Source organism: Streptomyces cavernae, assembly GCF_004023625.1.
Lineage (GTDB): Bacteria > Actinomycetota > Actinomycetes > Streptomycetales > Streptomycetaceae > Streptomyces > Streptomyces cavernae.
On sequence record NZ_RPDJ01000008.1, the window covers coordinates 22,615 to 43,497 of the forward strand.

Annotated in this window: 16 protein-coding genes; 6 read left to right on the forward strand and 10 right to left on the reverse strand. The window is 71.1% G+C overall.

What is annotated here, in order from left to right:
- The first annotated feature begins 91 nt into the window (after window positions 1–91).
- Both EF387_RS20265 and EF387_RS20270 read left to right on the forward strand, forming a co-directional pair.
- Window positions 92–658 carry an alcohol dehydrogenase catalytic domain-containing protein gene (locus EF387_RS20265; RefSeq protein WP_338058117.1) on the forward strand — a complete coding sequence of 189 codons (567 nt, stop codon included), beginning with the start codon at window positions 92–94 and terminating at the stop codon, window positions 656–658.
- Window positions 659–848: 190 nt separating this feature from the next.
- Window positions 849–2,429, forward strand: coding sequence for an FAD-binding oxidoreductase (locus EF387_RS20270; protein ID WP_128378015.1), 1,581 nt, complete (start codon window positions 849–851; stop codon window positions 2,427–2,429).
- A 123-nt stretch (window positions 2,430–2,552) separates the two neighbouring features.
- Here EF387_RS20270 and adh read toward each other — a convergent pair whose 3' ends face one another.
- From adh to EF387_RS20285, 3 genes are all read right to left on the reverse strand, one after another.
- Window positions 2,553–4,076 (reverse strand): aldehyde dehydrogenase, encoded by a 1,524-nt coding sequence (adh, locus tag EF387_RS20275; protein WP_128378016.1) that lies wholly within the window; start codon window positions 4,074–4,076, stop codon window positions 2,553–2,555.
- Window positions 4,077–4,286: 210 nt separating this feature from the next.
- Entirely contained in the window at window positions 4,287–5,555 is a 1,269-nt protein-coding gene (locus tag EF387_RS20280; protein WP_128378017.1) for a GAF domain-containing protein, read from the reverse strand.
- A gap of 80 nt (window positions 5,556–5,635) precedes the next feature.
- Window positions 5,636–6,268, reverse strand: a complete 633-nt coding sequence (locus tag EF387_RS20285) for an N-acetylmuramoyl-L-alanine amidase (protein WP_128378018.1) — start codon at window positions 6,266–6,268, stop codon at window positions 5,636–5,638.
- A 207-nt stretch (window positions 6,269–6,475) separates the two neighbouring features.
- Between EF387_RS20285 and EF387_RS20290 the strand changes: the two genes are divergently transcribed.
- Window positions 6,476–6,670 (forward strand): hypothetical protein, encoded by a 195-nt coding sequence (locus EF387_RS20290; RefSeq protein WP_128378019.1) that lies wholly within the window; start codon window positions 6,476–6,478, stop codon window positions 6,668–6,670.
- Here the strand turns inward: EF387_RS20290 and EF387_RS20295 are convergent.
- Window positions 6,659–7,471 carry a helix-turn-helix domain-containing protein gene (locus tag EF387_RS20295; protein ID WP_128378020.1) on the reverse strand — a complete coding sequence of 271 codons (813 nt, stop codon included), beginning with the start codon at window positions 7,469–7,471 and terminating at the stop codon, window positions 6,659–6,661. The genes EF387_RS20290 and EF387_RS20295 overlap by 12 nt on opposite strands.
- A gap of 102 nt (window positions 7,472–7,573) precedes the next feature.
- Here EF387_RS20295 and EF387_RS20300 point away from each other — a divergent pair, with 102 nt between their 5' ends.
- Window positions 7,574–8,410 carry an SDR family NAD(P)-dependent oxidoreductase gene (locus tag EF387_RS20300; protein ID WP_128378021.1) on the forward strand — a complete coding sequence of 279 codons (837 nt, stop codon included), beginning with the start codon at window positions 7,574–7,576 and terminating at the stop codon, window positions 8,408–8,410.
- 87 nt (window positions 8,411–8,497) lie between these two features.
- Here the strand turns inward: EF387_RS20300 and EF387_RS20305 are convergent, their stop codons facing one another.
- The 3 genes from EF387_RS20305 to xylB form a co-directional block, all read right to left on the reverse strand.
- Window positions 8,498–8,917 carry a peptidase inhibitor family I36 protein gene (locus tag EF387_RS20305; protein ID WP_128378022.1) on the reverse strand — a complete coding sequence of 140 codons (420 nt, stop codon included), beginning with the start codon at window positions 8,915–8,917 and terminating at the stop codon, window positions 8,498–8,500.
- Between the two features lie 293 nt (window positions 8,918–9,210).
- Window positions 9,211–10,419 carry an ROK family transcriptional regulator gene (locus EF387_RS20310; RefSeq protein WP_128378023.1) on the reverse strand — a complete coding sequence of 403 codons (1,209 nt, stop codon included), beginning with the start codon at window positions 10,417–10,419 and terminating at the stop codon, window positions 9,211–9,213.
- Window positions 10,420–10,480: 61 nt separating this feature from the next.
- Window positions 10,481–11,926 carry a xylulokinase gene (gene xylB / locus EF387_RS20315; protein WP_128378024.1) on the reverse strand — a complete coding sequence of 482 codons (1,446 nt, stop codon included), beginning with the start codon at window positions 11,924–11,926 and terminating at the stop codon, window positions 10,481–10,483.
- 243 nt (window positions 11,927–12,169) lie between these two features.
- Between xylB and xylA the strand changes: the two genes are divergently transcribed.
- Both xylA and EF387_RS47500 read left to right on the forward strand, forming a co-directional pair.
- Complete coding sequence (gene xylA / locus EF387_RS20320) at window positions 12,170–13,336, forward strand: xylose isomerase (protein ID WP_128378025.1); 1,167 nt, start codon at window positions 12,170–12,172, stop codon at window positions 13,334–13,336.
- A gap of 625 nt (window positions 13,337–13,961) precedes the next feature.
- Window positions 13,962–14,543 (forward strand): hypothetical protein, encoded by a 582-nt coding sequence (locus tag EF387_RS47500; RefSeq protein WP_202918322.1) that lies wholly within the window; start codon window positions 13,962–13,964, stop codon window positions 14,541–14,543.
- 191 nt (window positions 14,544–14,734) lie between these two features.
- Here the strand turns inward: EF387_RS47500 and EF387_RS20335 are convergent, their stop codons facing one another.
- The 3 genes from EF387_RS20335 to EF387_RS20345 form a co-directional block, all read right to left on the reverse strand.
- Window positions 14,735–16,081 (reverse strand): esterase-like activity of phytase family protein, encoded by a 1,347-nt coding sequence (locus EF387_RS20335; RefSeq protein ID WP_128378026.1) that lies wholly within the window; start codon window positions 16,079–16,081, stop codon window positions 14,735–14,737.
- 379 nt (window positions 16,082–16,460) lie between these two features.
- Window positions 16,461–17,846, reverse strand: coding sequence for an SWIM zinc finger family protein (locus tag EF387_RS20340; RefSeq protein WP_238431607.1), 1,386 nt, complete (start codon window positions 17,844–17,846; stop codon window positions 16,461–16,463).
- Window positions 17,843–20,611, reverse strand: a complete 2,769-nt coding sequence (locus EF387_RS20345) for a DEAD/DEAH box helicase (protein WP_238431625.1) — start codon at window positions 20,609–20,611, stop codon at window positions 17,843–17,845. Before EF387_RS20345 ends, EF387_RS20340 begins: the two co-directional genes overlap by 4 nt.
- Window positions 20,612–20,883 lie beyond the last annotated feature (272 nt).

The following is a 20,883-nucleotide window of genomic DNA, read 5'->3' on the forward strand; positions in this document are numbered from 1 at the left end:
GGTAATCCACCCCCTCCGGTACGGGCGGCCCCCTGCCACGGTCGCCGTGCACCGTCGCTGTGACGCACAGCACGAGCTCAGAGGGGCAACGATGCTCACGACAACCACCGCCGCCGTCCTGGAGGGGCCCGGTCGGCCCTTCAGCCTCGAACAGGTCGAGCTCGACGACCCCCGAGCGGAGGAGGTGCTCGTCCGCATGGTCGCCGCGGGTTTCTGCCACACCGACCTCGGCGTGCAGGCCGGCCACATCCCCTTCGCCCTGCCGGGCGTGATCGGCCACGAGGGTGCCGGCGTCGTCGAAGCGGTCGGCTCGGCGGTCACCCGCGTCGCGCCCGGCGACGTCGCGATCGACCTGGTCGACCACCGCCTCGACGTGGCCCTCGAACTGGGCGCGACCCACCGGATCAACCCGGCGACCGAAAATGTCGCCAAGGCGCTGGACAGGAACACCTGCGGCACCGGGCTCGACCACGCCGTCGACACCACCGTCGACATGTGTGTACTGCGTACCGCGGTCGACGCCCTCGGCACCCTGGGACGCACCGCCGCCGTCGGCGCGACAGCGCCCGACACAGAACGCGCCCTCGAGTACCAGGACTTGCTCGTCGGGCCTCGGCTGTCGGCGTTACCGAGGGCGACGCGGACCCCGAGTCGCTGATCCCGCTGCTCGCCGGACTTCACCGGCAGGGCCGGCCACCCCTCGACAAGATCGTCACGACCTACCCGTTCAGCGAGATCAACCAGGCGGTCGCGGATGCGCGCCACGGCTCCACGATCAAGCCCGTCCTCCTGTTCGACGCCGACTGACCGATTCCCGAGCCCATCGCATTCCGCACACCAGGAGTGACATGACCCGCACCCTTCCCCCCGGCGTCAGCGACGAGGACTTCACCTCGGCCCTCACGGCGTTCCGGGACGTCGTCGGCGACGAGTTCGTCCGTACGGACGAGGCCGAACTGGCGCGCTTCCACGACCCCTACCCGGTCGGCGACGCCGACGCCCACCTCGCCTCGGCGGTGATCTCCCCCCGCGACACCGAACAGGTGCAGGAGGTCGTCCGCATCGCCAACCGCTACGGAATACCGCTCTCGGTCATCTCCACGGGCAGGAACAACGGCTACGGCGGCTCGGCCCCGCGCCTGTCGGGCGCCGTCGTCGTCAACACCGGCGAGCGGATGAACCGGATCCTTGAAGTCGACGAGAAGCTCGGCTACGCCCTGCTCGAACCCGGCGTCACGTACTTCGACCTCCACGAGTACCTGGAGGCCCACGCGCCGAGCCTCATGATCGACTGTCCCGACCTCGGCTGGGGCAGCGTCGTGGGCAACGCCCTCGACCGTGGCGCCGGCTACACGCCTTACGGCGACCACTTCATGTGGCAGACCGGCATGGAGGTCGTGCTGCCGCAGGGTGACGTCATGCGCACCGGGATGGGCGCGCTGCCCGGCAGTACCACATGGCAGCTGATCCCGTATGGCTTCGGTCCCTACCCGGACGGCATGTTCACCCAGTCCAACCTGGGCATCGTGACCAAGATGGGCATCGCGCTCATGCAGAAACCGCCCGCATCCATGACGTACCAGATCACCTTCGAGAACGAGAGTGACCTCGAGCAGATCGTGGACATCATGCTGCCGTTGCGCATCAACATGGCGCCACTGCAGAACGTCCCCGTACTGCGCAACATCATCCTCGACGCGGCCGTGGTCTCGCAGCGCGCCGACTGGTACGACGGCGACGGTCCACTGCCGCCCGAGGCGATCGAGCGGATGAAGAAGGAACTCGGCCTCGGTTACTGGAACTTCTACGGCACCCTCTACGGCCCGCCCCAGCTGATCGAGATGAACTACGGAATCATCAAAGATGCCTTCGGCCAAATTCCCGGCTCCCGCTTCCAAACCCACGAGGAGCGCCACGACCGCGGCGCCCACGTCCTGCAGGACCGGCACAAGATCAACAATGGGATCCCCAGCCTCAGCGAGATGAAACTGATGGACTGGATCCCGGGCGCGGGCCATGTGGGCTTCTCCCCGATCTCCCCACCGGTGGGCCGCGACGCCATGAAACAGTTCCGGATGGTGCGCTCGCGCGCGGACGAGTACGCCAAGGACTACGCGGCCCAGTTCGTCGTAGGCCTGCGGGAGATGCACCACATCGCGTTGCTGCTGTTCGACACCCAGGACGCCACGGCGCGGAACGAGACCCTCGCCCTGACCCGGCTGCTCATCGACGAGGCCGCCGCCGAGGGATACGGCGAATACCGCACCCACAACGCCCTCATGGACCAGGTCATGGGCACCTACAACTGGGGCGACGGCGCTCTGCTGAAGTTCCACGAAGCCATCAAGGACGCCTTGGATCCCAACGGCATCATCGCCCCCGGTAAGTCCGGTGTCTGGCCGGCCCGTTACCGCGGCAAGGGTCTGTGAACCTCGCCCCGGCCGGAGAACATGGGCAGACTACCCAGCACTCCGAATGAGACGACGCCCAAGTGTACGCCCAGGAGGGCGCCTGGCGGGCATCTGCCCAGGTCAGGCGCCCTCTTTCTGCGCCTAGAAGAAGCCCAGCTTCTTCGGCGAGTAGCTCACCAGCAGGTTCTTCGTCTGCTGGTAGTGCTCCAGCATCATCTTGTGGGTCTCCCGGCCGATGCCGGACTGCTTGTAGCCGCCGAATGCCGCGTGGGCCGGGTACGCGTGGTAGCAGTTCGTCCAGACCCGGCCCGCCTGGATGGAACGGCCGGCCCGGTAGGCGGTGTTGATGTCCCGAGTCCACACACCGGCGCCGAGCCCGTACAACGTGTCGTTGGCGATCTTGATTGCGTCGTCGAACTCGTCGAACGACGTCACCGAGACGACCGGGCCGAAGATCTCCTCCTGGAAGATCCGCATGCGGTTGTCGCCCTCGAAGATGGTCGGCTGGACGTAATACCCGCCCGCCAGCTCCCCGTCATACTCGATGCGATGACCGCCCGTCAGAACCTTCGCGCCTTCCTGCTGGCCGATGTCCAGATAGGAAAGGATCTTCTCCAACTGGTCGTTGGAGGCCTGAGCGCCGATCATGGTGTCCGTGTCCAGCGGATGCCCCGGCTTGATCAGCTCGGTGCGAGCCACCGCCGCCTCGACGAACTCGCTGTAGTGGCCCCGCTGGATGAGCGCACGCGACGGACAGGTGCACACCTCACCCTGGTTCAGCGCGAACATCGTGAACCCCTCCAGCGCCTTGTCGCGGAGGTCGTCGTCCTTCGCCCAGACGTCCTCGAAGAAGATGTTCGGCGACTTCCCGCCCAGCTCCAACGTGACCGGCTTGATGTTCTCCGAGGCGTACTGCATGATCAGCCGCCCCGTCGTGGTCTCGCCCGTGAACGCCACCTTCGCGACCCGCGGGCTCGACGCCAGCGGCTTGCCCGCCTCCACGCCGAAACCGTTGACGATGTTCACCACACCCGGCGGGATCAGGTCCGCGATCAGGCTCATCCAGTAGTGAATCGAGGCCGGGGTCTGCTCAGCCGGCTTGATCACGACCGCGTTGCCCGCCGCAAGGGCCGGAGCGAGCTTCCACGTCGCCATGAGAATGGGGAAGTTCCAGGGGATGATCTGCGCGACGACACCCAGCGGCTCATGGAAGTGATACGCCACCGTGTCGTCGTCGACCTCGCTCAGCGAACCCTCCTGAGCCCTGATCGTCCCCGCGAAATACCGGAAGTGGTCGATCGCGAGCGGAATGTCGGCGGCCAGCGTCTCCCGGACCGGCTTGCCGTTCTCCCAGCTCTCGGCGACGGCCAGCTTCTCCAGGTTCGCCTCCATCCGGTCGGCGATCTTGAGCAGGATGTCGGCACGGGCGGTCACGGAGGTGCGGCCCCAGGCGGGCGCGGCCGCGTGTGCCGCGTCCAGCGCGCGCTCCACGTCCTCGAAGGTGCCCCGTGCGATCTCGGTGAACGGCTGCCCGTTCACCGGACTCGGGTTCTCGAAGTACTGCCCCCGCGCCGGCGGCACGTACTCCCCGCCGATGAAGTGGTCGTAACGCGCCTCGTAGGAGACGATCGCCCCTTCGGTGCCGGGCGCTGCGTAACGGGTCATGCGGCTCTGCCTCCCGGAGAAGCGCTGCCCGGCCCTCGGGCAGCTCACGGCGCGACGGTAGGCCGCGTGACGTTGCATGTACGTTGCGGGGGAGACGCGCCCGGCCGGTGCGTGGGTCGCAGTCCTCCCTGGGGCCCCTCCCCCCCGGCCCCCGCCCCACCCCGCCTCCTCCCAGCAGAAGTCACCCGCACCTCAGTCGGCCGGTGTCCGTCAGTGGGCTGTCCTCGCAAGACCCGCCGATTGTTCGGACTCCAGCTCCGCCAACCGCGCCCGCACCGTGGCCGTCTGGCGCAGCGCCGCAAGCGCCCGCCACACGGTGAGGTCGTCCTCGCCCCAGGACGAGTGGACCCAGTTCGCCAGCAGGTCCGGGTCGCCGTGTGCGACGAGCGCGGCCCGTAGACCGTCCTCGAGCCGCCGCCGCAGCCGTGTCACCCCCGGCGCCTGGGAACCCGGCAGCAGCGGACCGGTGTATGCCGAGGCCGCTCCGGCGACCGCCCCCGCACCCAACCGCCGCTCCACCGTCGCGACATCGCACTCGACGGGAACCGTGAGCCGGTACGGCCGCGAAGCCAGGACCTCCGGCCCCAGCAGTCGCCTGAGCCGGGCCAGTTCCGCGCGCAGCGTCACCGGCGTCACCGACTCGTCCTCGTACAGCGCGCACAGCAACTCGTCGCCCGTCATTCCCTCAGGATGCCGGGACAGCAGCAACAGGATCTCGCTGTGCCGCCGACTGAGCCTCAGCTTCCCGCCGGGCGTGACGAGCAGCGCCTCGTCGCGGCCCAGCGCGCTGAGTTCGAACGCGTCGGCCGTGCTGCCCACCGGGTCCAGCAGCGCCAGCTGGGACTCGGCGGCGCGCGCCACAGCCTGCACGAAGGCCAGGCTGTGCGGATGTGCGAGACCGTCCCCGCCGGTGATGTCTATGGCGCCCAGCACCCGTCCGGTGCGTGGATCGTGCACGGGTGCGGCCGCGCACGTCCACGGCTGGACCTGGCGGATGAAGTGCTCCGCCGAGAACACCTGCACCGGCCGGTCGACGGCCATCGCCGTACCCGGTGCGTTCGTCCCGACCAGGGACTCCGCCCAGCGCGCACCCGGCACGAAGTTCACCAGCGCAGCCCGCCGCCGGGTGACCGGATGCCCCTCGACCCAGAGCAGTCTGCACTGCGCGTCGCTCACCGCCAGTAGATGCTCGCCGTCCGCCGCGAACGTTCCCACCAGTTCCCGGAACAGGGGCATCACTCTCGCCAACGGGTGTTCGGCACGGTACGCGCCGAGGTCATCATCGGTCAGGTCCACGCTCGCGGCGCCGTCCGGACTGACGCTCGCACGGGCCGAACGCCGCCAGGATTCGGCCACCACGGAACGCACCGGCCGCGGCACCGTACCCGCCTGGGTGAAGGTTTCGTGGGCGCGACGCAGCACACGGATCCGCTCGGTGGGGTCGGCGCCCGGTTCCAGGGCCACCCATGGATCGGTCACTGGGCCTCCCCGAAATGCGATGCGGCTGAGCACATGGTCGCTCTGTGGAGCACGTCGGACAAGCGGTTCGGCAGTGCTCGTCATGCCGGGGGCCGAGGGCTCGCCCCCTCATGTCGGACGGAGTTGACCAGTCTCATGTAGCGCGTCCAGTCCCAGTGGAGTCCCGGGTCCGTGTGGTCGCTCTCCGGCACCTCGTAGTGGCCGATGATGTGTGCTCGGTCCTTCGGGATGTCGTACCTGGCGCAGATGGCCGAGGTGAGGCGTGCGGAGGCCATGTAGAGGGCGTCGGTGAAATAGCCCGGCTGGTCGACCCAGCCCTCGTGCTCGATGCCGACGCTGCGCGTGTTGTAGTCCCAGTTGCCCGCGTGCCAGGCGATGTCGCGCTCACGGACGCACTGCGCGATGTTGCCGTTGACCGACCGTACGAGGTAGTGGGCGGAGACCTTCTTCTTCGGGTTCTGGAAGACGGAGAGCGCGGTACGGTACGACGTCTGGGTGACGTGAATGACCACGAAGTCGATGGGGTGGGTCGTGGGCCGGTCGGCGGGTGTGTGGTTCGCCGTGCTCGCCGCGACCCACTCGGCGGAGGGGTGGTCCACCGGAGGCGGCAGCGCGTCGGCCGGCGGATCGGGGAGTAACGCGTACGGTACGGCGGCGAGCGCGGCGCCCTTGAGCATGCGCCGCCTGCTGGGAAAGGGTCTTGCTCGGTCCATCCTGAACTGCCTTTCCTTCCTCGTTCTTGGGGGAGCGGGTGGTCGGTTGTGGGGGACGGTGTCGGCCGGCGCATTCAAGGTACGGTGCTCGCCGGATGCGGAGAAGGTGCATCGCCCGGATCGGTGGACAACGGAGCAACTGTGGACAACTCGGCCGCTCGAAAGGGTGGGAGTGACCCCGGTGCTTTGACTCTCAGCTTGTCGAGCGTGCCCGCGCCCCGGGTATTGACGCTCGTTCAGGGCCAGACCACCTGCTGGAGCTCCTGGACGCGTTGGACCTTCATCAGCCTGCTCGCCGCCGCCGTCCTTGCCGTCACCCCCCTGCGCGCCACGGCCCAGTGCACCCGCGGCCCACTCGTCAGGACGCTGCAGGACGGCGACCGCATCGCGTCAGGCGGCTGATTCCGCGAGCAGACGCAGTGCCTCACGTGACCGGCTGTCCGACTCTGCGGAATAGACCACCAGTTGCTGTCCCGGTGCGGAGGGCACGGAAAACCGTTCGAGATCGAGCGTGAGGGTACCGGCCCGCGGGTGAGCGATCGTTACCCTGCCATTGGTGCGGCCCCCGACATCGTGCCTGGCCCAGAGACGCCGGAAGCTCTCGCTGCGCATGGACAGTTCGCCGACCAGCGCTTCCAGGTCCGGGTCGTCGGCATCCGTGCCGGCCAGCCCGCGCAGGCACGCCACGATGTCCTGACGCGGATCCGGTTCGATCAGGAAGTTGTCCGGCTCCAAGAACAGGGTCCGGACGAGGTTGGTCCCCGGTGTGTGCGCGGGCGACAGGGACTGGGCCAGCGGATTCGCCGCCAGCACCAGGAACGTATGGGTCTGCACGAACGCGGGCGTCGCCGGCCAGGAGTCGATCAGCCGAGCCAAGGTGGGAGACACCCGATGGCGGCGAGCACGTCCGCGCAGACGCGGGACAGAACTGGCGAGCGCGAACAAGTGTGTGGTTGCGGACTCGTCGAGCCGTAGAGCCTGAGCGAGCGCCCGGAGGATCTCCGCAGACGGCCGCCGGTCACGGCCCTGTTCGAGACCGAGGTAGTAGTCCACGCTGATACCGGCGAGAGTCGCAACTTCCTCGCGGCGCAGGCCGGGCACGCGCCGACGTGCGGTCTCAGGAAGACCGACATCCGCAGGACGCACCAGCTCGCGACGGGCCCGCAGATAATCGCCCAGCAGATTCACGGTGCGGTCATCCATGAGGGCAAGGTTAAACCGGAACGAGCAACGGACCCTGGTGCCGGCAGCACCAGGGTCGCGGCTCGCTTCATCCGCTGCAACGCGGGACCTAGCGTCGGGTCCATGGCAGCAGAAACACTTGACGGCCTGACCGCCGTCGTCACCGGCGCCAGTTCCGGCGTCGGCGCGGCCGCGGCACGGCGGATGGCCGCGATGGGTGCGTCAGTCGTAGTCGTGGGCCGTGCGGTGACCCGAACTCGCGCTGTCGCCGACGAAGTCGGTGGCACCGCCCTTCCCGCGGACTTCGCGCGCTTCAGCGAGGTGCGCGAACTCGCTCAGCACCTGATCTCCGGCGTACCGCGGATAGACATCCTGGTCAACAACGCGGGCGTCGTTTCGCCGAAGCGGGAAACGACGTCAGACGGTCATGAATTGACCGTGCAGGTCAATTTCCTTTCACCCTTCCTGTTGACATCGCTCCTCTGGGAAAAGCTCCTGCAGGCTCCCTCCGCCCTTGTCATCAACACCAGCTCCAGTCTCTATCGGTTCGGCAAGCTCAACCCGGACGATCTGGATCAGAATCGGAGCCGTTACGCATGGATGCGCTCGTACAACGCCTCGAAGTTGGCAAGTGTCGTACATGCCGCCGAGATCAACCGCCGGGCACCGGACACAATGACCGCTGTTGCGTTCCACCCAGGCACCGTCCGATCCGGCCTCGACCGCAACTCCGCACTGATCACGGCAGCAAAGGCAAGCCTGATCGGTCGGCGCCTGACGCAGTCACCGGAGGAGGGCGCCGAGCCGATCATCAGGATCGCCACCACCGACCGCAGCGAACTGAGAAACGTCTTCTACAACCGGCTTGAGCCGGAGCCACTGCGCCCCTCTGCCGCGGACGCGGATCTCGGTGCCCGACTGTGGCAGCGGGCTCACGAGCTCACGCGCGCGTCGACATAACAGTCCCTTGGGTGTTGCTTCGCCCGTGAGCAGGTCGCGGGCGGTGGCGCTGTCGTTCGGTGCGCCCCCGCCCTTCAGACAGTGCACTCAGCAGTCGGCGACCCACTTGTGCGACCTGAGCTTGCCCGGGGTTCCTCCGGGACTTCCCTGCCCCTGCGCCAGGCAGCCGGTCAGCCCTGTGCGGTTAGCTCCCGTCCAGACACGGACGCCCTCGTACGCGTTGGACGTGCCGTTGTTGAAGATCGACTTGACGGGCCGGTCGTCGGCCCAGGAGCAGATGGCGGGTGCCCTGAGCCAGTCGTCGTCGGCGTTGCGCCAAGTGCAACGGTTACCGGTGTAATTGGCGCCGTCCCACGCGCACAGGTTGCTGGACGGACAGTTGGGCGCGGCGCTCGCCGGGGTCGGTGCGACGAGACCGAGTGCCGCGGCGGCCCCGCTGAGGGTGAGCGCGGTCAGGGTCCTGCGAAACGTGCGGGGCTTGGCGGCGGTTCGGTTCTCACGGAACATGTGCAGCCCTTTCTCGTGGGAGGCAGCGTTCACGGCGGTCGAGGAGCCCGTGTGCGGCTGCCACGGGCGAGGCCCTCCGGGGGGCCGGTTCGCCAGCGCGGACAAGGACGGGCCGTCGGCGTTCTCTGCGGCAAGTAGCGCCTGCCGCAGGCCGCCTGACGGCTCGTAAGGTGAGCGTCCACTGCGAATCTTGCGAAAACCTTGTGCCGGCTGTCCTGCAGCCGAGTCGCAGCCCTACCGGACGGGTGGCCGGGCCCGTCGGGTCGCGCATACCGCGGCGGCGGGGCGTTGCCTCAAGCCCGCTCCGCGACGGCCCCCGGATCGTCCAGCACCGCCCGGACGACGGAGTGCGCCGCCCCGAGCAACGGGCCCTCGGACCCCAGCCGGGAGACCGACACCACACAGGCCGGGCCCGCCGCACGCCGGCCCAACTCCCGTTCCAGTGAGGGGAGCAGCCATGGCGCAAGGCCCGCGAGCGCCCCGCCGAGCACGACCACCTCCGGGTCGAGGAGGTTGACGGCGCCGGTCAGCGCGATACCGAGTGCGGTTCCGGCGCCGCGCAGGGCCCGCCGTACGTCCTGGTCACCGTCGGCGGCACGCTTCGCGAGCAATCCGATCCGGTCCTCGCCCGGTTCCAGGCCGGCCGCCCGCAGTACGGCCTCTTCGCCTGCGTACTGCTCGAGACAGCCGCGCCCGCCGCATGCACAGAGCGGGCCCTCCGGACGTATCGGAACGTGTCCCAGTTCGCCCGCGAACCCGCGCGTTCCGCGCAGCAACCGCCCGTCGACGACGACCGCCGCACCGATGCCGATCTCGGCCGAGACATGCAGGAAGTCGCGTGGGGTCGCCTCGCCGAGCCAGAGTTCCGCGAGCCCACCGAAGTTGGCCTCGTTGTCCACGGTCAGCGGCAGCTCCCGGGGCAGCAGGGCGCCCAGATCCGCATCGTGCCAGTCGAGGTTGGGGGCCCGTACGACGGTCCGGGCGTCATGCGCCACCAGTCCGGGCACGGCCACGGCGAGGCCCGCGGGCCACAGGCCCGCACCCTCCGCCTCGGCGGTCACCTGCCGTACGAGTGCGCTCAGTTCCGCCAGTACCGCAGCCGGTCCACGGCCCCGGTTGGGGCCGTGCCGTTCCGCACGGGCACGCACCTCGCCCCGAAGATCGACCGCGCACACCGCGAGATGGTCGACCCCCACCTCGGCGCCGATCCCGGCCGGCCCGCTCCCGCTGACCGTCAGTGCCGAGCCGGGCCGTCCCACGCGCCCCGGCCGCTCGGGGCCCAGTTCCTCCAGGAGCCCCGAGCGGATCAGCTCGTCCACGAGTGTGGAGACGGCGGCCCGGGTCAGACCGATGTGCGAGGCGACCGCGGCCCGGGACAGTGGTCCCTCGGCGTTGACCGTGTGCATGACCCGTGCGAGGTTGCGGCGGCGCATGCCCCGCTGGGTGTCGGGCAGCCGGCGACCCGGGCTGGTCGGGTGGGCCTCGTGCAGCGGTCCGGTCATGCCTCCGTCAATCCTCTAGGGTGGTTCGTCCACGGCCCGTGGCGGGCAGTTCGTGGTCCGCTCAGCTCCGGTCCGCCTCCCGTTCCAGCAGGGGAGCCGCATCGGAGAGTACTCCGGCGATCCGGGCGAGGGTCGCCTCGTCGGGCTCCACGGCGTCGAGAACGGGGCCCCTGGCCGTGTCCCAGCGGCGGGCGACCGCGGCCGGGTCCTCCCCGGTCAGCAGCCCGGCCGCCTGCGCGGCGGCACCGAGCGCCACCAGTTCCTTGGCCTCGGGCACCTGCACCGGCCGCCCCGACAGCCGTCGCACGGTCTGCTGCCAGGCCGCCCCGCGTGCCCCGCCACCGATGAGCAAGAGGGGCGCGGAGCGGTCCGCGTCCGCGTCGAGCACCAGATCGAGGGCGCCGAGCAGCGAGTGCACGGCGCCGTCGTAGGCGGCCTGCAGCAGCTGCCCCGCCGTCGTGTCGTGCCGCAGACCGTGCAGCAGCCCCGACGCGTGCGGCAGATCGGGGGTGCGCTCGCCGTCCAGGTAGGGGAGCAGGGTGACCGTGGTGCCGGGTTCGACGGCCTCGCGGTCCAGGCCCAGCAGCGCGGCCACCCGGTCGACGGCGAGCGTGCAGTTCAGCGTGCAGGCCAGCGGCAGCCAGTCGCCGCGCGCGTCGGCGAAGCCCGCCACCGTGCCGGTCGGGTCCGCGGGGCGGCGCGTCGAGACGGCGTACACCGTCCCGGAGGTGCCGAGGCTCAGCACCGCGGTACCGGGGCGCAGTCCAAGGCCCAGCGCGGCGGCGGCGTTGTCACCGGTGCCGGGAGCGACCAGCGTGCCCTTGGAGAAGGGCAGGTCATGGCTGTCGCGCACCGTTCCGGCGATCTCGCCGGGGCGGACCACGCGGGGCAGCAGCGCCGGGTCCAGGCCCACATGGCCGAGGATCTCCTCGTCGTACGACTCGGTGCCGGAGGCCCACCAGCCCGTGCCCGACACGTCACCCCGGTCTGTCGTGCCCTGCCCGGTGAGGCGTTCGGTGAGGTAGTCGTGCGGCAGGCGTACGGCGGCGGTTGCGCGGACGGACTCCGGTTCGTTCTCGGCGAGCCATGCCCACTTGGTGACCGTGAAAGACGGCCCTGGGACGCTGCCGGTGCGCTCGGCCCAGGCCTTGGGACCGCCAAGCTCCTCGACGAGACGGCGTGCCTGCGGCGCCGAGCGCACGTCGTTCCACAGCAGCGCCGGACGTACCGGATCGCCCTGCGCGTCGAGCGTGACGAGTCCGTGCTGCTGACCGCCGACGGACACGGCCGCGGCCTCGTGCGCGGGTTCGCCGCACTGGCGCAGCGCCTCGCAGAGCGCGTCCCACCACTGCCGTGGATCACTCTCGCGGCCCGCCCCGGAGGAGACGGTGTGCGGTGCCTGCCCGCTCGCGACCACCCGTCCCGTCGACGCGTCGACGACCAGGGCCTTGGTGGACTGAGTGGATGTGTCCACACCGACGACGAGCGGACCCTCGGCTGCTGACATCGGACTCTCCCTCTTCCGCGCTCCGCGGGATCCGGCCTGCTCTATCGGGTACCCGGGCCGCCGGGACCCGGGGTTCAACACCTGTCCCTGACCCGGGACGCCTGGTTCCCGGCCCGGGACGCCTGGGCGTACCGAGACCCGGGACACAGGGTCTCTTCCCAGAGATGTCTCCGCATACTAATTTGTTAACCGCCATGACGAAATAGTCGGAGTGAGTAATCCGAGCGATCAAGGAGCCGCGGCATGAACTACCAGCCCACCCCCGAGGACAGGTTCACCTTCGGCCTGTGGACCGTCGGCTGGCAGGGCCGGGACCCGTTCGGCGACGCCACCCGGCGGGCCCTGGACCCGGTCGAGACGGTGCAGCGCCTGTCGGAACTCGGCGCCTACGGAGTGACCTTCCACGACGACGACCTGATCCCCTTCGGCGCCTCCGACAGCGAGCGCGAGTCGCACATCAAGCGCTTCCGGCAGGCCCTCGACGCCACCGGCATGACGGTGCCGATGGCCACCACCAACCTCTTCACCCACCCCGTCTTCAAGGACGGCGCCTTCACCGCCAACGACCGGGACGTACGCCGCTACGCGCTGCGCAAGACGATCCGCAACATCGACCTCGCGGTCGAACTGGGCGCCCGGACGTATGTCGCTTGGGGCGGCCGGGAGGGTGCCGAATCCGGCGCCGCCAAGGACGTGCGCGCCGCCCTGGACCGCATGAAGGAGGCCTTCGACCTCCTCGGTGAATACGTCACCTCGCAGGGCTACGACCTGCGCTTCGCCATCGAGCCGAAGCCCAACGAGCCGCGCGGCGACATCCTGCTGCCCACCGTCGGCCACGCCCTGGCGTTCATCGAGCGCCTGGAGAGGCCGGAGCTCTACGGAGTCAACCCCGAGGTCGGCCATGAGCAGATGGCCGGACTGAACTTCCCGCACGGCATCGCGCAGGCCCTGTGGGCGGGCAAGCTCTTCCACATCGACCTCAACGGCCAGTCCGGCATCAAGTACGACCAGGATCTCCGCTTCGGAGCCGGTGACCTGAGGTCCGCGTTCTGGCTGGTCGACCTCCTGGAGGACGCCGGTTACACGGGGCCGCGGCACTTCGACTTCAAGCCGCCGCGGACCGAGGACTTCGACGGGGTGTGGGCCTCCGCGGCCGGCTGCATGCGCAACTACCTGATCCTCAAGGAGCGTTCGGCCGCCTTCCGGGCCGATCCGGAGGTACAGGAGGCGCTGCGGGCCGCCCGCCTGGACGAACTGGCCAGGCCCACCGCCGAGGACGGCCTGCAGGCGCTGCTCGGGGACCGTACGGCCTTCGAGGAGTTCGACGTCGAGGCGGCCGCGGCCCGCGGCATGGCCTTCGAGCGTCTCGACCAGTTGGCCATGGACCACCTGCTGGGCGCGCGAGGCTGACCCGGGGAGCCGCAACTCGCGGAGTCCCGGTTCGCGGAATCCCGTCTCGTGGGGCCCCGCCTCGCGGAGCCCCGTCTCGGGGAGTCGACTCGGGGCTCGTGGGCGCCCTGAGGCGGGCGGTTCGCGTGTGCGGGGGCCGCGCCGCGGAATCGTACGGTCCATGCCCCGGCTGCGTATCAACTTCCGTGCGGGGGTCGCGCGATGACGGCATCGAGGCGACGCTTGACGCATGGGCCTGCCGCCGTTGCCTCCCCAGCCTCCTCCGCCGGGATTCTCTCCACCGCCGGGCGGCGGCGGTTCGGGCCCGCCCTCGGGAGGCGGCTTCGGTCCGCCTCCCGGGGGGTACGGCCCCCCGCCCGGCGGACACGGTCCTCCGCCAGGGGGCTACGATCCACCGCCCGGGGGCTGGGGTCCGCCTCCCGAAGAGCCGCCTCACGGCGGCTACGGCCCGCCTCCCGGCGGTTACGGTCCGCCCCCGGGCGACGGCTCAGGTGGCGGCGGGTGGCCGCCTCAGGAGCCGCCGGAGCCCTACGGCCACGGGACCGGGCCGGGTGGCGGTCCCGGCAAGCGGCGCAACACGCTGTTCCTGATCCTCGCCGTCCTCGCCGCGTTCGGCGTTGTCGCCGTGGTGGCACTCGTCGCCACCAGCGGCAACGACTCGTCGGACCCCCGTACGCCCGCCGAGAGCAGTGGGAGCGGCGGCCGCTCGCCGATCCCCTCCCTGAGCATCCCGACGGCCCTGCCCAGCGAGTTCCCCTCGAACCTGCCCAGCGGGCTCCCCAGTGAACTGCCCAGCGAACTGCCCAGTGAGTTGCCGAGCGACCTCGAGTCGCTGTTCACCGCACCGGCCGACGACGCCGTGCCCTACTACATGCTGGCCGCGGGCGACTGCTTCGACACCGACTCGAACCAGCCGGGCCAGGCCGCCAGGCGCTCCTGCCGCGCGCCGCACGACGCCGAGGTCGTGAAGGTGGCCGAACTGGAAGGCACCTACACGTCCGACGCAGCACTGAGGAAGGCGGCATCGGCTCTCTGCGAGCAGACCCTGCAGCGCAAGGCGGCCGCGCAGCCGCCCGACACGGTGCGCGGCACCCTGGTGCAGTATCCGGACGCCGCGTCCTACCGGCTCGGCATCGACAAGGTGGCCTGCAGCCTGTCCGCCGAACCCGGCGGCGGCAACCGCAAGCTGAACAAGCCGCTGGCCTGAGAACGGCTCACGCCGGCGGGCCACACCACGCCCATGTGCCACGCCCTCGCCCACCGGAAACGGCACGCACGCCCGCAGGCGACGACGCGCCTCTGGGCCATGGCACGCGCGCGGGTGTGACGGGACGCGTGCATCGGCCATGGCACGCGCGCGCGTGGGCAGCCACCTACGCGCGCGTGTGCGACGCGGACTCAGATGCCGTGGGGGAGCCGCACGTACGTCACCGTGGTCTCTACACCGCTGTCCACCAGGCGGCCCTGCGCGTCGAAGGCGCCGGCCCCGTCGGTCATGCCGAAGTCGTTGTCGTTGATCAGAGCCAGCGTGTCGTGGTCCACGCGCGCGATGCCCTCGATCTTGCCCGGCACGCCCCGGACCATGCCGAGGTCGACCACCAGACCCTTGTCGAGCACCGGCACCCCGGAGGCCGCCGGATCGGCGAGCTGCTCCAGGGAGGGCGACGTCGTGTCGTCGTCCCAGCGTCCGCCGAGGATGTCCGCACTGCGGCTCAGCCTCACGACCTGCACGCGCGCGGCCTTGTCGGTGCGCTCCTCCACCAGCAGCCGGTCGCGCCCGATGGCCACCACGGACGAGATCTTCAGCTCGGAGGGGTCGTCCTCGCTCGGGTCGACCACGTTCACCGGGTCGAAGCGGTACGCGTACTCCGCCGTCACGGCCCGCTCCCGGGGCGAGAAACGCAGCAGACGCGTCGTCAGCGAGGCTTCCCCGGCGGCCTGGTCCGGCACCGACAGCGGGCTCTGCACCGCCAACACCAGGTCACCGCCCGGAAGCTGGGCCAGTCCCTCGAAGCCGCGGTTGACCTTACGGTGCAGCAGGATCGCGGGCAGCGCCTCCACCACCGGGTAGTCGGTGCCGGTCAGGTGCAGTCCTCTGGGCACGTAGCAGGTGAGCACCTTCCCGCGCGCGGAGACGTGGATCAGGGAAGGCCCGTACTCGTCGACAAGCCAGAAGGTGCCGTCCGCCGCCCGCACGATGCCCTCGGTGTCCACGCCGTTCGGGTCGTACGTCAGCGGCGAACGCGCGTCGTAGGTGTACGGGGCCTCATCCCGCCCCGCCTGGTTGGGCAGACCGGTGACGGGCTTGCCGGAACGCGTGGTGAGGGGGATCGCGTCGACGACCCGAACGGTCTTCCCGGAGACCCGGATCCGGACGATGGCCGGATCGAACCCCGGGACGGGGAAGGTGCGCCGCTTGGTGCCGTCGATCTTGATCTGGCCGTTGGGGCCACGGTCGGTCACGGTCCAGAACTCGCCCTTGCGGCCCGCCGGGTATATGTCGCTGCCGATGCCGCCGAGATCGACGCCCCGGTCGTCGCCGACGGTCCCCGGCAGCAGCCCGTTGCTGAACGCGCCGAGCGGGATGTCGCCCAGCGTGGCGGTACGGATGACGCGCGCCGACGGCGCGTCGGAGCCGTGGGCGCTCGCCGTGCCGGACGCCGTGAGGGCGGCCAGCAGGGCGAGCGGAACGCCCGCGGCGACAGAACGGTGGGCGCGGCGCCGGCCGGCGGCGTACGAGGACATCGGGCCTCCTGGTGCGGGGTGCGAGAACGGGGAACGAGATTTCGCTCCCCTGCCGAATGCCGTACGGCCGGACGATGAACGGGAGTTGACACGGCCGGTACATCGAGGAGGGGCCGCTGCCGTCCCGGGGCGGCAAGGCGGGCCGTCCCGTCGACGGTCCGGGCCGTCGCTTTCCCGGGACGGCCCTGTGACACAGCTCCGCCGACGCACAGCGCCGCTGCCCACCCGGCCGACGGCGCAGTGCCGCCACCGTCCCGGCCGACGACACACCGCCGCCACCGTCCCGGCCGATACCACAGCCACCGCTGACGGTCACTGGATCAAGTCCCCGCGCCCGCTCCAGCGTTGAGCGTCGCATACCGCCCGTGGGCGGGATCGGCTACAGCGATCCCAGTGCCGTCGCCGGATCCTGCACCGCAGGACCCGCGGGCACCCAGCGGCCCAGCTCCTTGCGGTACGGCCACCAGCGGCCGTCCCGGCCCAGGCGCAGCTGCGTCTGCCCGCCGGTGACGGTCCAGCGGTTGCGGGTGGCGCGCAGCTGCGGCCGGGTGCCCTCGTCCCATGCCGCATCCAGCGCCGCACGCGCGCGTGCCAGGGCATCGCCCTCCACAGCCCACTCCTCCTCCAGAACGGACAGTGCGGCGGCGCCCCCGTACTCCCAGGCCCGGACGGCCAGGGCGAGACCGTCGGAGGTGCGCCCCGAGCCGCGTGCGAGCCGCTCGTGCACCAGCGCTCCGGGAGCACCTGCGGCGAGGCGGACGGCGTCCTGGGCGGGCGTCAACTCCCCAGTGGGCGTCAACTCCCCAGTGGGCGTCGACTCCCGAGTCAGCGTGGCCTCCCACCCGGGTCCGCCCGTTTCCTGGTCGGTCCGCAGCGCATCGACCAGCAGGCGGTGCGCCTCGCGGGCGGCGCGGGTCGCGAGGAAGTGCAGGGCATCGGAGTCGACCCCGGGGGCGGAAGGGACCTCGGTGTCCAGGGAAGGCGGTAGCCCGGCCGCGGCGGGCACGGGAGGCGGCACGGGCAGCGGCGGCAGGATCGCCCCCGCCGCGTACGCCTCCGCGGCGTCCACGCCCTCCTGCGCCGCCTCCTCGGGCGCCTCCCCGACGACACTGCGGACCTGCAGTTCGTCCAGCAGGGCCCGCTCACCGCGCCCCCGCAACAGCAGCAGCACGAACGGATCCTGGTCCAGCAGGCGCGCCAACTGGTAGCAGAGGGCCGCGGTGTGCCCGCAGTGGTCCCAGGCGCCGCAGTCGCACTCCGGCTCCAAGTCGCCCAGGCCCGGGAGCAGTTCCACTCCGGCCGCCGCCGCGTCCTCGACCAGGTGCGGCGGCATGTCACGGTCGAGGAGCGCCGCGATGTGCCCGGCCCGCTCGACGGCCATGCAGAGGAACCGGTCCCACTGATCCTCGGACAACTCCTTGAGGAGGACGTCAGCGCGGTGCGAGGTGCGGTCGCGGTCCCGGACCACGGCGGTGATGCGTCCGGGGCGTACCGAGACGGCGCCCACGGCTCCCGCGCGCGCGAGTCTGCGGCCCGCCTTCAACTGCTGAGAATCCAGCGCCGTCTCCTCCAGCGCCTTCAGCCAGGCCTGCCCCCACCACGTCCGGGCGAAGCCACCCCCACGCGCGGGAGGCAGCGCGGCGAACGTGCGCTCCGTCCCGTAGTGCGCGCCCTCTCCGCCATACGAATCGCCCTCGTACCGTTCGCCGCCGTAGGGATCGCCCTCGTGGGCTTCGCTGTCGTAGGCCTCGTTCGAGCCGGTCATCGAGCACCTCCGCGCAGTTCCACCAGGTCGGCCAGCTCGGCGTCGGTCAGTTCGGTGAGCGCCGCCTCGCCGGAGCCGAGCACGGCGTCGGCCAGCGCGCGCTTGCGCGACAGCATGTCCGCGATGCGGTCCTCGATGGTTCCCTCCGTCACGATCCGGTGCACCTGGACGGGCCGTGTCTGGCCGATGCGGTAAGCGCGGTCGGTGGCCTGTGCCTCGACGGCGGGGTTCCACCAGCGGTCGTAGTGGACGACGTGCTCGGCCCGCGTCAGGTTCAGGCCGGTGCCCGCGGCCTTCAGCGACAACAGGAAGACGGGGACTTCACCTTCCTGGAAGCGCCGCACCATGGCCTCGCGCTCGGCGACCGGCGTGCCGCCGTGCAGGAACTGCGAGGGCGTCCCGCGCGCGGACAGATGCCGTTCGATCAGCCGCGCCATGCGCACGTACTGGGTGAAGACCAGCACGCCGGCCCCCTCGGAGAGGATGGTCGCGAGCAGTTCGTCCAGCAGATCCAGCTTTCCGGACCGGCCCGCGATCCTCGGACGGTCCTCCTTGAGGTACTGCGCCGGGTGGTTGCAGATCTGCTTGAGTCCGGTGAGCAGCTTCACGACGAGTCCACGGCGGGCCATGCCGTCGGCGCCGGAGATCTCCGCGAGTGTCTCGCGGACCACGGCCTCGTACAGCCCCGCCTGTTCCGTGGTCAGTGACACGGCGTGGTCGGTCTCGGTCTTGGGCGGCAGTTCGGGGGCGATGCCGGGGTCCGACTTGCGGCGGCGCAGCAGGAAGGGCCGGACGAGCCGGGCGAGCCGGTCCGCCGCAGCCGGGTCCGCGCCGCCCTCGACGGCATGTGCGTACCGGGTGCGGAAGGTGCCGAGCCGGCCGAGCAGGCCCGGTGTCGTCCAGTCGAGGATCGCCCACAGCTCGGAGAGGTTGTTCTCCACCGGAGTCCCCGTCAGCGCCACGCGCGCGCGTGCGTCGATCGTGCGCAGCGCGCGTGCCGTGTCCGAGTACGGGTTCTTCACGTGCTGCGCCTCGTCCGCGACGACCATGCCCCACGCGGTCTGAGCGAGCCTGGCCGCGTCGAGCCGCATCGTCCCGTACGTGGTGAGCACGATCTCCCCGTCGGACAGGTCCTCCAGGGTGCGCCGGGGGCCGTGGAAGCGGCGCACGGGCGTGCCCGGCGCGAACCTCTCCGTCTCGCGCTGCCAGTTGCCGAGCAGGGACGTCGGGCAGACGACCAGGGTGGGGCCCGGCTCCCGGTCCTGCCGGTGCAGGTGCAGCGCGATCAGTGTGATCGTCTTGCCCAGTCCCATGTCGTCGGCGAGGCATCCGCCGAGGCCCAGCGACGTCATGGTGTCCAGCCAGCCGAGGCCCCGCAACTGGTAGTCCCGCAGGGTGGCGGCGAGCGCGGCGGGCTGCGCGACGGGTTCCTGCCCCACCGGGTCGGCCAGCCGCTCCCGCAGCGCCGCCAGCCACCCGGTGGGTTCGACGTCCACCCGGCGTCCGTCGACGTCCGCCGAACCCGTGAGAACGGCGCTGAGCGCGTCGACGGGTGTGACCTTGTGGTCCTGCTGGTCGCGGGCGCGCCGCACATCGTGGGGATCGACCAGGACCCAGCGGTCACGCAGCCGCACGAGCGGACGGTTCGCTTCCGCGAGGCGGTCGAGTTCCTCGCGCGTGAGCCGCTGGTCGCCGAGCGCGAAACGCCAGCCGAAGGCGAGCAGGGCGTCGGCGGACAGGAACGACGGGATGGACGGGACGTCCGCGACCGGTTCGTCGTCCGGTGGGCCGACGACCGCTCGCGCCGTGAGCCTGTGGGCGAGTTCCCTGGGCCAGTGCACGTCCACCCCCGCGCCCGCGAGCAACCGGGCGCCCTCGCCGAGGAGTTCGGTGACGTCGTCGTCGGCGAGTGCGACCGCGTCGGGCACGCTCGCCGAGAGCAGCGGGGCCAGCGGGGGCCAGGCCCGGGCGGCGCGGCGCAGGGCGAGGAGGGCGTCCATCCGGGCGCCCGGCGCGAACGCGTCCGAACGGGCCCACACCTCGGCGGCGTCCGCGACGAGCCCCGGGTCGCGGACGCTGTGCACCTGCACCACCGCCCGGAACGGCAACCGTGTCTCGTCCGGCTCCGCCGAATCCAGTCCCGGTACCTCCAGCCGCAGGGAGACCCGTGCGCCCGCGTCGTGTCCGGCGGCGACGTCCGCGGCCCAGGCCCGCTGCTCCGGCACGTGCTGGGGCGCCTGCGCGGCGAAGGCGGGGCCGCCCGCCGCGATCTCCGCCGCCGGGGAGCGCGGCAGGGTGTCGGCGACGGCGTCGAGGAAGCCGCGCAGCAGCCGCTCGGGGTCGGGCATTCGCAGCGGCACCCCGTCACCCGCCGGAACGGCGTGTGCCTCGGGCGGCATCGCGGCGGCGAGTTCGCGGATCAGCTGCAGGTCGTCGGCACCGAGCGGCCCCACGCGCCACGCGTCGTGATCACCGGCCGACAGACCGGGCAGCAGCAGCCCGCGGGCGACGAACTGCAGGGCGAGCACGCACGCCGCGCCCCAGAACGCCGTCGCCCGGTGCGTTTCCGCGGCGGCACGCGCGCGCGTGAGCACCGGAAGAGCGGCCCGTACCGGCAGCAGCGTGGCGGGGACGGTCATCTGCTGGACACCGTGCCGGACGCCGTCGTCCCCGGGGGCGACGACGGTCAGCTCCCGCACGGGTCCGGCGCCCGCCGAGGGAGGCGCGGCGCCGTCGGGCCCGTCGGCGCGCCAGAAGGCGACCATCCCGGTGCGCGCCGGGTCCCCGGGCACGAACACGGCACAGCAGCGGGCTAGTTCGGAGATCTCGCAAGGGGTGGCAGCGGCCGATCCATGCGCGGGGATGGTTAACTCCTCAAATTTGACTACTGGGCGCCTTACCGAGAGTACAGCACTTCGGTGCGGAGCGTCTCAGGGTTGACTGAGGGGCCGGCCTCAGGGTCGTATCAGGGTCGTGGCCCGGAACCGTGGAAAGCGCGGGGCCGTTCTCAGGACAGAGAGCGGCACGGGCCGCGAAG